Origin of the sequence: Ciceribacter sichuanensis (assembly GCF_024055605.1) — a bacterium.
Lineage (GTDB): Bacteria > Pseudomonadota > Alphaproteobacteria > Rhizobiales > Rhizobiaceae > Allorhizobium > Allorhizobium sichuanense.
In genome coordinates this window covers 1-11,848 of sequence record NZ_JAMXLX010000019.1, presented here as the reverse complement: position 1 = coordinate 11,848, position 11,848 = coordinate 1, and the positions used below count along the sequence as shown (strand labels likewise).

Annotated in this window: 9 protein-coding genes and 2 pseudogenes; 6 read left to right on the top strand and 5 right to left on the bottom strand. The window is 55.7% G+C overall.

Annotated features, from left to right (window positions below; all coding sequences use genetic code 11):
• Positions 1-131: 131 nt before the first annotated feature.
• The 3 genes and pseudogenes from NBH21_RS25890 to NBH21_RS25880 form a co-directional block, all read left to right on the top strand.
• Positions 132-1,679, top strand: a pseudogene (locus tag NBH21_RS25890) (hypothetical protein); the annotation flags it as partial.
• A gap of 123 nt (positions 1,680-1,802) precedes the next feature.
• Entirely contained in the window at positions 1,803-2,057 is a 255-nt protein-coding gene (locus NBH21_RS25885; RefSeq protein ID WP_250913203.1) for a type II toxin-antitoxin system Phd/YefM family antitoxin, read from the top strand.
• Positions 2,054-2,476, top strand: a complete 423-nt coding sequence (locus tag NBH21_RS25880; protein WP_250913202.1) for a type II toxin-antitoxin system VapC family toxin — start codon at positions 2,054-2,056, stop codon at positions 2,474-2,476. The genes NBH21_RS25885 and NBH21_RS25880 overlap by 4 nt, the downstream gene beginning before the upstream one ends.
• Before the next feature lie 167 nt (positions 2,477-2,643).
• Here the strand turns inward: NBH21_RS25880 and NBH21_RS25875 are convergent, their stop codons facing one another.
• From NBH21_RS25875 to NBH21_RS25865, 3 genes are all read right to left on the bottom strand, one after another.
• Entirely contained in the window at positions 2,644-2,826 is a 183-nt protein-coding gene (locus tag NBH21_RS25875; protein WP_250913201.1) for a helix-turn-helix domain-containing protein, read from the bottom strand.
• Positions 2,827-2,981: 155 nt separating this feature from the next.
• Entirely contained in the window at positions 2,982-3,986 is a 1,005-nt protein-coding gene (locus NBH21_RS25870; protein ID WP_250913200.1) for a hypothetical protein, read from the bottom strand.
• Positions 3,987-4,013: 27 nt separating this feature from the next.
• Positions 4,014-5,030: a hypothetical protein gene (locus NBH21_RS25865; RefSeq protein ID WP_250913199.1), complete on the bottom strand. Its 1,017-nt coding sequence runs from the start codon at positions 5,028-5,030 to the stop codon at positions 4,014-4,016.
• Between the two features lie 387 nt (positions 5,031-5,417).
• Between NBH21_RS25865 and NBH21_RS25860 the strand changes: the two genes are divergently transcribed.
• The 3 genes from NBH21_RS25860 to NBH21_RS25850 are packed head-to-tail and all read left to right on the top strand — an operon-like array spanning position 5,418 to position 10,862.
• On the top strand, positions 5,418-5,750 hold the full coding sequence (locus tag NBH21_RS25860) for a hypothetical protein (protein ID WP_250913198.1): 333 nt from the start codon (positions 5,418-5,420) through the stop codon (positions 5,748-5,750).
• Between the two features lie 44 nt (positions 5,751-5,794).
• Positions 5,795-10,411 carry an RHS repeat-associated core domain-containing protein gene (locus NBH21_RS25855; RefSeq protein ID WP_250913197.1) on the top strand — a complete coding sequence of 1,539 codons (4,617 nt, stop codon included), beginning with the start codon at positions 5,795-5,797 and terminating at the stop codon, positions 10,409-10,411.
• Between the two features lie 55 nt (positions 10,412-10,466).
• Positions 10,467-10,862, top strand: a complete 396-nt coding sequence (locus NBH21_RS25850) for a hypothetical protein (protein ID WP_250913196.1) — start codon at positions 10,467-10,469, stop codon at positions 10,860-10,862.
• A gap of 48 nt (positions 10,863-10,910) precedes the next feature.
• Here NBH21_RS25850 and NBH21_RS25845 read toward each other — a convergent pair whose 3' ends face one another.
• Positions 10,911-11,207 (bottom strand): hypothetical protein, encoded by a 297-nt coding sequence (locus tag NBH21_RS25845; protein WP_250913195.1) that lies wholly within the window; start codon positions 11,205-11,207, stop codon positions 10,911-10,913.
• 9 nt (positions 11,208-11,216) lie between these two features.
• Positions 11,217-11,750 (bottom strand): annotated as a pseudogene (locus NBH21_RS25840) (IS66 family transposase); the annotation flags it as partial.
• Positions 11,751-11,848 lie beyond the last annotated feature (98 nt).

The window sequence follows — 11,848 nt, the reverse complement described above, 5'->3', positions numbered from 1 at the left end:
CCGCTGATCATCGCCAACTCCGCGCCCACGCCAACACCAACTGGCGTGAGATCGCCTTGTCGATCAAAGCGTGAAATTCACGCCGAAGCAATGATCGCGTGCTGTGCTCGATTAAGGCGACGCCACCCGCCAGCCTGCCGTTTGCCAAGCGAAACGAAATCCTCGACTGGGTACGCCGGGTCATCATCTCGGGTTCCACCGACTATCGTCGTTACCAGGCGGTGGCGATCAGGCAGCGTTATGCCATCCGGTTCCCAGGTGTCACCTATGGTGGAGGATCATTGTCTCCGCGGACACTTTTGTCGGCGACCGCTGCTGAACGCCATGTCGAAGAGCCGTTCGAAGATCCGGACCTGCTCTCCGGCGTCGTCGATGCACCGCCACGGCTTGCGATGGAGATGGCCGACCTCATCCGTTTCAAGACCTCGACGCTGACGGCAATCGGCTTCCAGCGCAATGGCGTCTGGGGCGAGGAAACCGCCTCCCAGAAGATCGAACATCTCGGCCTGATGTTTGGCGCCTTGGCCGCCTCGCCGGCCGGCGTCGTCAAGGGCCGCGGCGTGCCGCTCAGCCAATTGACCTTCGGCCTGCTGGTCTTCCCTGGTGTCTGGGACTGGTATCTGCAGTGGCGCGAACAGCGACGCGGCTTCTACACCAGATGGGAAGAGGACATGCTGATGGCGGCGATGGCGCTGACACGCGCCGAGGTCGGCTGGATCCGACAGCACCCGGAGCTTCTGAAGAATGTCAAACCGATCGAGGGCCTGATCGAGCCCGAGGAAATCGAGGCGGCTTCCCGGGATTGGCACGGTGCATGCGATGCGTTTCACCGCCATGCCGCCAATCGCTCCAGGGAGGTTCAACGGGTGATGCGTGTACATCGAGATCCATTCGAGCCGATCATGTGCGTCCTCGAAGCAGAGAGCCCATTGGCGGAGTATCGCAAGATCACCGACGAAATCCTGAAGCGTATGCCGGATGAGGATCGCTATCCACGGCCCGCCGCAGAAGCCATACGCTCCTTCCTGATGCTCCGGCTCGGATTGCACCTGGGGCTCAGGCAAAAAAACCTCCGCCAATTGCTTGTCTGCCCGCGCGGTCATTTCCCGACGTCGGAGCGCCGACTGGAAGACCTGAAACGTGGAGAGCTACGCTGGAGCGAACGCGACCATGGCTGGGAAGTGCTGATCCCGTCGGTCGCCTTCAAGAATTCGGGTTCATCCTTCTTCGGGCAAAAACCGTTTCGGCTGGTCCTGCCCGACCTGCTTGATCTCTATAAATACCTCGATGCCTATATCGACAGGCATCGAGGTGTCCTGCTTGGCGGCGCGCATGATCCCGGCACTCTGTTTGTCAAAACCGTGAAGACGACCAGCACCGATGCCTCCTATGACCAGACCACATTCTATGAGGCCTGGCGATTGGCGATCCAGCGATACGGCATCTACAATCCTTATACCGGCCGTGGCGCCATCAAGGGCTTGCTGCCGCATGGACCTCATAACATCCGGGACGTCCTGGCAACCCACATTCTCAAGCAGACGGGTTCCTACGAGCAGGCGAGCTACGCGATCCAGGACACGCCGGATGTGGTGCAGCAGCACTACGGTCGGTTTCTTCCGCAGGACAAGGCCGCCCTTGCCGCCAGGATCCTCAACCAGGTCTGGGAAGCGGCGTGATGAACAGGTGGAATGGATGGGTCGCAGGTCCATTCCACCTTCCTGGGCACATCTCTCACCCGGAAGCTTGTCGCGGGTGAAGAATACGCTATATGTAGACACGTGCCTACATTGGAGGTCGCCATGACTGTCACAACCCTTTCGAGCCGCGAGCTCAATCATGATGTTAGCAGTGCCAAGAAAGCCGCCCGGAATGGACCCGTCATCATTACGGATCGCGGAAAGCCTTCGCATGTGTTGATGACCTACGATGAATTCGAACGCCTCTCCGGCAAGCATCGCAGCCTTGCCGCTGCACTTTCCATGCCGGGCCTCTCCGATATCGAGTTCCCCTCCACGCGGGTCACGATCCAGCCACGCGAGGTTGATCTGTCGTGAACTACCTTCTGGATACCAATGTCGTCTCCGAACTTCGCAAGATTGGAGACGGTAAGGCCGATCCCAGGGTGGTGGCATGGATCGAAGCGGAAGATGCGAGCCTGTTCTATGTTTCGGCGATCACCATTCTCGAGCTGGAGCGAGGCGTGCTTGGCGTACAACGCCGGGACGCCAGGCAAGGCGCACGGCTGCGGTCATGGCTTGATGATCACGTGCGTCCGGAATTTGCCGGTCGTATCCTGCCGATTGACGACGCTGTTGCAACCCGCTGCGCCCATCTGTATATACCCGACCGACGTAACGAAGCGGATGCGTTGATCGCCGCCACAGCCCTTGTTCATGGCATGACTGTCGTCACCCGCAATGTGAAGGACTTCGAGGGAACGGGAGTGGTTATCGTGGATCCCTGGCTGACGTGATTGCCGTCCCAAGACCGAAACCATTTTTGTCAGCGCTCTCGCCCCGGCATGAATTGTCTCGGGGTTGGCGGCGTCCTCTCGCCTCGCGAACCTTATGGCCATCCTCCCGGGTGCCATCAGGTTCTGGACTGGTTTTCTTTGGCCCCCTCGCGCTGTCGCGGGTGCACTTACCGCCGCAATGTTTGCGAGGCAAACTCGCCGAAACGGTTGCGATAGACCCGCGCAAATTCGCCAAGGTTGATAAAACCCCAGATATAGGCGACTTGGGATACGCTCCATTCGGAGAGGCGGTAAGCGCTGCGAAAAAGCTGCCGGCAAGAAAGAGAAAGCCGATCCTCGATATCTTCCAAGCCACAATTCCAGATCCGGAAGGATTCGGGCTGTTGCCTCTGACAGTGGCAGTGCCGACTGACTAGACCAGGTGGTCTAGACCTGTTCCAGCAAATTTACCCAAGCGATGATAGGCGGCAGTCCGTCGACGCTGCTTAGCATCGACCAGAACTCTTTAAAGCGTTTCTACGCGCCAGGAGAGAATATGATAAGCTGCACTCCAGGCCGTTTTCGTCGTCTGTTGAAATGTGAGCACGGGCCCCACCTTGCTCCGGTTCGTGATATATGCAGTGGCAGAAACGCTGTAGACGTCCACAAAGTACTGACCATCTCGTGAGAAGGACCAGATGAAATTCGTTCCATTGTAGGTCAACCGCGACCAAATGGGCGAGGACGGTGCTGGCAAGCCGATGTCCGTGAGCGAAACATCGTTTGCGTAGGTGTCGAGACCGGCACCGCCTGAGAAAGTCTGGTAGTCGAATCGGGTTGTCAAACTCGTTCCCGCTCCACCAATGCCAAACATGGCGGTACGGAAGTTCACGGCATCACGAACACCGATGGCAGGCAGGTTGTAGGAGTTGAGCGGACCGGTATAGACTGCCAGCATGGTGGCGCGCCAATTACCCACCGGCGCATCAACCTCGGCCATCATCGCCCGGCCGGCCGTTGAGGACGAACTGGTAAGGGCGAATCCTCTATTCGTGGCCGCGAGCGTCACATCGGCGGGTACGGTCGTTGAAGTCTGCAGAGTAAAGTTCGCGGCAATGGGTTTGTCCACTGCCGCTTCATTAAGCCAGTCAACACTACCGCCCCCAGCACTTGCCGTAGCGGCAATTGTGATATTTCCAGGAGCCGTCAGGATAGCGATACCGGAGCCGGCCGTAATCGTGGCCGCTTGGGGTGGGCTTCCGGTGGAACCGATCAACACTTGACCGTCTGTCAAAGGACCTGCAGCACCGAAGCCGCCGCTACCGTTGTTAAACTGCACGGCATTAGTCGACCCTCCGGGCGAAAGCTCATCAACGCACCCTGCGATCGCGTTGAAATTCGCCATAACCTGCGCAGCGTCTGCGACCTGCCCATTGGATAGTTGGTTTGGGGGTGTGCATTGTGCAAATACGCCGCCAGCCGTCAGGAGATAAGACGTAAAGGCGAAACCAATGGAAATGTTCTTCATCATCACAAAGGTCCTAAATGCTCCGCCTGTTCAGAGGCTGGTGATGGTCCATGAGAGAATGTGATAAGCCACGGGCCAGGTGGTGTGTGTTGGTTCAACAAACAGAACGGCCGGCCCGACCTTATCCAGGTTGGTAAGAGTTTCGTTGGCGGCAACGACATAGGCGTTGACAAAAAACTGACCGTCACGCGAGAAAGCCCACGTCAGGTTGGTTCCATCGTAAGTAAGACGTGTCCAGATCGGCTCCGATGGTGCAGCCAAACCTGCATCAACGAGTGTATCCGCAGTTCCGATGAAACTGTTCAAACCACTACCGCCAACCGTTTTTGTATAGCTGAAGCGGTAGGTAGTCGTGCTTGCGCCACCAATCCCGAATTGGACCGCTCGGTTGTTGACGGAATCCCGCACCGCGATGGCCGGCACACTATAGGTTGATAGTGGGCCGGAATAGGCGGTAAGCATGGTTGCAACCCAGCCGGCACTGCCAGGGGTGTTTGCCTCGGCCATCATGGCAGTATTGGCGCCGCCTCCGGTAGCTGTGAGGACAAAGCCGCGCACGGTTGCTGCCAGGGACGCTCCGGTTGGCGCTGTCGAGGAGGTCTTAAGGGCGAAGTCGTTGAAGGTGGGCCGTACGGTCGCGGCTGCGTTCAACCAATCAACGCCGCCGGTCTCACTTCCCCCTGGGGCGGAAACGGTGATAGCGCCGGCTGAATTCTGTATCTGGACACCCTGTCCGGCGGTCAACGTCGATCCGGTCGGCGCGTTTCCTGCGGCCCCGATCATCAACTCCCCATCGTCGAGCGGATCTACACCAACAAAGGCCCCATCTGCTCCTCGCACTTGCAAGGAATTCTGCGAGCCAGCCGGCGACGATGCAGCCTCGCACGCGCTCAAACTCGCAAAATTCCCGTTAACGGGCGTAGCATCGATGGGCTGACCGTTTGCGATCTGGTTTGGAATGACACAACTTGCGGACGCAGCAAATGGAAATGTCAAAAATCCAGTTACAGCAAGAGAGCCAAGCAATATTCGATGAAGAGTTTGCATCTGCCGCTCCGCGTGAATTGAAGCGTTTGAATTCGAAGGAAATCAATATTGCACAACAATGACGCGAGAATTTTGAGCGAGTCAAGAGACTATTTTTCCACCTTAAGGCATGAATAAGTCGCATGCACATCATTAATGCATTGTTTTTAAAAGATACTTTTTGTGATCCGCCCTCAAAACTAATCGTCTTTATGAAAAACGAGGAAAAATCGCGTTTACATTTGACGACGACAAAGCTATCACTGGTTGCGTTTACAAGTCCGCATCCTCATTCATCAAGACGCAATACGCAAAAGCTCTATTCTTCAGTATTTTGCCTCGAAGCAGAGATTGCGCATGCGCGTCCTGAAGCAGGATAGCGCGGTTATTTTCAGCCGGAGGTAGCGCATGAGTGGATTTCTCAAGTTCGTGTACCTATCTGCCTTGCTCGCTGCCCTGTCTCTTCCCGCCGCAGTTGGAGCGTGGGCGGATGAAGCCGAAGCAAGCTTCGGTTATGATCAGGACGGAAGATTGACCACGGGGCGCTACGGCCAGTCTCGTTGCGTTGTCTACGCCTACGATCCGGTCGGCAATCGCACCTCGCAAATTTCGCACAACCAGTCTGATAACACGCCAACTTGGGGTGACGCGACGTGGGATGCGTTCTCATGGACTACCGGTGCTGTCGAGCCAATGTGGGGGGCAGGCACGTGGGGATGCGTTGAATGGTCTGAGAATTGAGGCCACTTCTATCAACAGCATGACGTCCAAGCAGGGGCAACAAGATGAAATTGCTTGCTACGACTGTATTTTCCGTATTGTTTCTTAATGTGAATTTTGCGCTGACCTCGCCTGTGAACGTCAATGTTCCGGCTGAAATGGCGTTGGAGCGGGCGATCCCCTCTCTTTCTGAGCCGCTGATACCTACCAAGGTTACCACGCCAGAAGAGGATGCTGCGCTTTCCGACGCGATAGCACAATACAAGGCTCGACTTCAGCCCGACGACCGCTCAGCATTGAGCCATTTCCTTGATGTCTATCCTGCTTCCGGCTGGTCGGCTTCGATTTCTACCAATCTTGGCCTCTCCGACCTCCGAGAAGGTTACTTCTCTAAAGCTTTGATCGCCTTCGAACGAGCATGGCGGCAGGGTCGCGACGACCGCGATCCTCAAGCCAAGGCACTCGTCGACCGTGCTCTCGGAGAGTTGGTGAGACTCCGTGCCAACCTCGGGCACATGGACGAGCTGGCCCGATTGTTCGATGAGATCGGCGATCGCCCGGTTTCAGGTTCCGCCACAGAAGCCCTTCAGGAGGCGCGGGAAGTCCTTGTCTTATCCGAAAAAGACCCGCGTCATCTATACAATTGCGGACCACTCGCGCTGCGTGCTCTAGCGCTTGAGGAGCATGCGAAGCCTGACACTGTAAATTTCTTGCAATACTTCAATTCCGGGAATGACGGAACCAATTTCGCTGAAATTGGGGAGTTAGCCGACAGCCTGAAGCTGCCACACAAGCTGGTCTATCGTAAAATCAGCCAACCCGTTCCAGTACCCTCCATCGTCCACTGGAACGTGGGCCACTTTGCGACAATCGTTAAGAAAGTGAATGGACGCTACTTCGTTCGAGATGCGGTTTTTGCAGGTTCCGGTATCTGGGTCACGCAATCCGCTCTGGATTCGGAGGCAAGCGGCTATTTTCTGGTGCCCAACAGCTTCGACATAGCATCGGCGGAAGGTTGGCGTGATGTCGACACCCAAGAGGCTCAAACTGTTTGGGGCAAAGGTCCGACTAACGGCACAAGGCCTGGTGGCGCTGGAGATCCATCCATCGGGGGTGGCGGAAACGGTGGCGATGGACCCGATGGAAGCGGCGGCAATGGAGGAGGTGGCCCTCCGGCGTGGGGTGGGGGACCAGGAGCGGGCTTGCTAGGCGGAGGCGGTGCGGGTGGACCCGGAGCGCCAGGTGGTCCCGGTGCACCCGGCGCCCCTCCGGCCCCGAAACCCTGCCCTCTTTGCAGTTACGCGATTAAAGCTTCGAGTGTCAGCGTCAGTCTATCCGACACACCAGTCGGCTACGATCCTCAAGTTGGTCCCTCAATGCGCGTTCAGATCACATACAACCAGCGCGAAGACAGCCAACCCGCAAACTTCAGCTTCTCCAATGTCAGTCCGAAATGGACCTTCAATTGGCAAACCTACATTCTTGACGACCCGACGAACGCAGGAGCGGACGTGTCGCGTTTCCTCGCTGAAGGCGGGGCCTATTACTATGAGGATTTTGATACGGCGCAGAAAACATTTGCTGCCCAGGACACCGACGGATCGATCCTCTCGCTTGTTTCTCTTAGTGAAGGGCGTTACCGCCGCCTTCTCAAGGACGGGTCCGTCGAAATTTACGACCAGTCCGATGGCGCCATATCCTATCCGCGGCGTATCTTCCTCAGCCAGATTCTCGATCCGCAGGGAAATGCCGCAACGCTGCATTATGACACTCAGTTTCGGCTCACCTCGATCACAGATGCCGTCGGACGAGACACGACTTTCAGCTATGGGGTTGCTCGGCGGCCGCTGCTCATCAGCAAAATCACTGACCCCTTCGGTCGTTCCGCGACGCTCCGATATGATGAGAGTGACCGTCTCAGTTCAATTACTGACATCATTGGCCTCACGTCGAGTTTTACCTATGACGTCAATTCGCTCGTCTCGGCGTTGACCACACCGTATGGCACCACGACGTTCAGCTACACAGCGCCGGGCACTGAAAAGCCGCCGCGCTTCGTTCAGGTTGCCGACCCGCTCGGCAACAAAGAGCGCGTTGAATGGTTGGAGCCGGCGCCGATTCCGAACAGCGATGCGGCCGCTACAGTACCAGTAGGCATGCCGGTCTCGCTGCAGAATGATTATCTGCGATATCGCAGCAGCTTCTATTGGGACAAGAGCGCTTACGTCGAATCCGGGTGCACCGACGCCGGTGAGTGCGATTACAATAAGGCAAAAATTCTTCAATTCCTCCATATGCCCGGTGCAGCGATCAAAGGCACGGCACTCGGAACGGAGAAAAACGCCCTCGAGAACAGGGTCTGGTATAATTACGAAGGACAAGCGAGTGGTGCCATTTATCAAGGCACTTATAGCAAGCCGATAGCAGTAGGACGCGTCTTGGATGACGGTTCGACGCAGATTCGCAAATTCGCCTATAACCGCCTCGGAAATTTGAGTGAAGAGACCGATCCCGCTGGTCGTACAACCTTCTATACGTACGCTAATGGCATCGACATTTCGTCCGTAAGCCAGGTAGACGAGTCGGGCGGGCAATCCGTGCTGGCCCAGATTATCTACAACAATCAGCACCGACCTCTCTTCTACACCGACGCAGCAGGCCAAACCAGCCAGTACGCTTATAACGCCGCAGGGCAGCTTCTTTCCGCTACAAATGCCCTGAACGAAACCACATCCTTCCAATATGACGCATCGGCAAATCTGACCTCAATCACCAATGCCAACGGCCAGATTGCGGGCAGCTTCACATACGATGCGTTCTCCCGAGTGCGGACATATACGGACTCCGAAGGATGGAGCGTCACCTATGATTTTGATGAGGCAGATAGAATCATCAGTGTCACCTACCCTGACGGAACGGCACAGCGTTTCGCCTATAATAGGTTGGACCTCTCGTCCTACATCGACAGGGAGGGCCGTCAGTGGCGATATGAATACGACGCTGATCGCCGCTTGATACGAACGAGCAGCCCTTCAGGAGAAATTACCAGCTATACATACACTCCGAGCGGAAAGATGGCCTCAACTACCGATGCCCGAGGCAACACGACAAAATGGGCTTATGACATACAAAGTCGGGTCGTCTCAAAGGCTTATGCCGACGAGAGTGTATTTTCCTACACATATGACGACACTATCACGCTCCTTAAGACTGTCCTCGACCCGCTTGGACAGGTAAAACAATATTCCTACGGCATCGATAACCTGCTCACGGCCATCAGCTACGTAAATGCGGTCAACCCCACCGCGAACGTCGCCTTTGGCTATGATCCGTTTTTCTCCCGCATTACCTCCATGACCGACGGAGTAGGCGTTACATCCTACAGCTACCATCCATCGTTCGCTGATGGCGCGCAGAAGCTACAGGCCGAATGTTTCACGGCTGCTAGTGGAAGCAATTGTGCCCACTCCATTGACTATATCTACGATGCGCTCGCGCGGCTCTCTTCGCGCACGGTTTCCGGCAGCGCTCCGGAGACCTTCAGCTATGATTCCATCGATCGGCTCATCGGGCATTCTTCAGCGCTAGGCATTTTCGACCTGAATTATCTAGGCCAAACCGATCAGGTGATCGAACGCCGGCTTCAGGCTCCGGCCGCAACGCTCAAGACAACCTGGAGCTATTTGACCAATAGCGGTGACCGGCGCCTACTCAGCATTGCCAACACCGGCCTCACGGCAGAACAATTTACCAATTTTACTTTCCGTACCTCACCAGAGAGCCAGATTACAGGCATAACTCAGGATAGCGACGCATCCGTGCCGATTCCCGATCCTGACACGCAAGTAGTTAGTTACAATGTGTTGAATCAGATCGAGGAGATTTCCGGCAGGGCCTACGGCTACGATCCGAGCGGTAATCTCGTCTCCGATGACGCGCACCTCTATTCATGGGATGCAGAAGGCAGGCTCCTTGCTATCAGCTATGATGCGGAACCTGGCAAGCAAACGCAGTTTACCTATGACGGCCTCGGGCGGCGTGTATCTATCACGGAAATCCCAGAAGGCGGCGGAAGCGTTGCGAAAACACACTTCGTGTGGTGCTCTAACGCTCCATGTCAGAAGCGGAATACTAACTACGTCCCAATTCGGGCCTACTATGCTGAGGGAGAATACACAATCGGCGCAACTGCCGATCCGGCTCTCTATTACGCCATCGACCAGATCGGTTCAGTGCGGCGGGTTTTTCAGAATACTGCGAACGCCCCAACTTATGATTACGATCCATGGGGCAATGTTCTACAGGCGACAGCAATAACCACAGATTATGGCTTTGCTGGAATGCTCTCTCAACCCGCTAGTGGCCTTAAGCTCACTTGGTTTAGGCCGTATGACCCGAAGGTTGGACGTTGGTTGTCGAGGGACCCATTAGGCGAGGGAACGGATCGTTCAGGGAATCTCTATAGTTATGTTGGTAACGACCCGCTTTACAAAATAGACCCCTTGGGACTAGCCGAAAAATGCCAAGGCTCGTTTTGCAAGAATGGCGGGACCTTCGGTAAAACTCCGATGTATTGCATACGGCCAAATTTTTTATGCAGAGAGTGCGCCGTGAAAGAGCTAGATCTAGAAAACTTAAGCGGAGGCAAACAAGAAGAAGTTCTCAAGGATTACATACGGTAATATGCTGAATATTGGTGGATACGTCGGGGCAAAAAAGCATTAAAGGAGACCTCAGATGAAAGATCATGAGGAAATAAATAAAACAGATCGCTCAGTTATCCTCGGCAAATTGGAGGTTGGCGATATTTTTCATGGAAAGTCAAAAAGCGGAGGAAGATTGACTTGCCTCGTCACAAAGATCAATGATACCCATATTACGTCCAGACGCGTAACCACCCAGCAGACTTTTGTATTCGACAAGGTTACTGGTACATCTGCCCCAACCGATGAGCACGATGGCGGCGTCATCGAATCGGTAGAGCCGCTTCCGGTGGATATTCATAACATCTTAGTGGCGTTAGATCGCAGATACCGGTTGGGGAAAAACAGAAAAGAGAGCGTGAAACTGCGCAACGAAGAGCAGGAAGCGTTGCTATTCCTAGGTGATTACTATGAGAAATATCCCATATAGGGAGTATCCGTCCGGTGGGGACCACAGGTAACTCGAGAGCGGGTTCGCCTAAAAGTCTGATCGGAGTGCCACGATTGCTTTTGCGGCACTATCGCATAGCTCAGCCATGCCGCGATCGGTCAGCGCCATGTGCTCTGTGGCGATTTTAAAGAGGTAGTCGGCGATGTCTTCTGCCGTTGCGTGCTCGTTGACGAGCATCCCGAGTACGACGTCGGCATAGGCGTCATATTCGTCCTTCGCTTCGGGGATATCAGATATGCCGATGGGATCCCAATCATGAAGCAACGCCTCGCGAACAAGAGCGCGGTTATTGTCGGACTGATCTCTGTCGGTTTCGTGAACCATCGATTGACCCTACGCAGCCGCGGCTTCTGCTGAGGATGCCACCCAGTTCCACGGGAGCAATTGTTCGAGTCTGGTGATCGGCGTGTCAGCGATACGAGCGAGAACGTCGGCAAGCCAAGCCTGCGGATCGACGTCGTTGAGCTTGGCCGTCATGATCATCGTCGCCATGAAGGCGGCGCGATCGGCACCACGATCAGAACCCGCAAACAGCCACGACTTCCTGCCGAGAGCGAAGCCGTGCAGAGCGCGTTCGGCGGCATTGTTGGTCAGGCAAATCCGACCGTCGCCCAGGAAGGAGGTAAAGCCCTCCCAGCGCTTTAGCATGTAGTCGATCGGCTCGGCGACCGGAGAGCTGCGCGACAGCTTTGTCCGCTCGGCCCGCATCCAGGCCTCAAGCTCTTCGACAAGACGACGGCTGTCCTGCTGGCGTCGCGCCAGTCTTTCACTTGCAGCGAGACGGTTGATGTCACGCTCGATATCGAACAGGGCATCGATTCGTTTCACGGCCTCGAGCGTGACCTGCTCCCCGGATTGTCCGCGTTTATAAGTTAGCTCTGTTCATGTTCTGGTCGTGTGTGGACCGGGTTGCAAACTCGTAAGGGGTCAAGCCGTTGAGGCTCGTGTGCGGGCGGTTCAGGTTA

Bases quoted from the DNA above. Each gene is read 5' to 3' on its own strand.
- NBH21_RS25885 (WP_250913203.1), top strand. From the start codon at position 1,803: ATGACTGTCACAACCCTTTCGAGCCGCGAGCTCAATCATGATGTTAGC.
- NBH21_RS25860 (WP_250913198.1), top strand. From the start codon at position 5,418: ATGAGTGGATTTCTCAAGTTCGTGTACCTATCTGCCTTGCTCGCTGCC.
- NBH21_RS25870 (WP_250913200.1), bottom strand. From the start codon at position 3,986: ATGATGAAGAACATTTCCATTGGTTTCGCCTTTACGTCTTATCTCCTG.
- NBH21_RS25855 (WP_250913197.1), top strand. From the start codon at position 5,795: ATGAAATTGCTTGCTACGACTGTATTTTCCGTATTGTTTCTTAATGTG.
- NBH21_RS25845 (WP_250913195.1), bottom strand. From the start codon at position 11,207: ATGGTTCACGAAACCGACAGAGATCAGTCCGACAATAACCGCGCTCTT.
- NBH21_RS25865 (WP_250913199.1), bottom strand. From the start codon at position 5,030: ATGCAAACTCTTCATCGAATATTGCTTGGCTCTCTTGCTGTAACTGGA.
- NBH21_RS25850 (WP_250913196.1), top strand. From the start codon at position 10,467: ATGAAAGATCATGAGGAAATAAATAAAACAGATCGCTCAGTTATCCTC.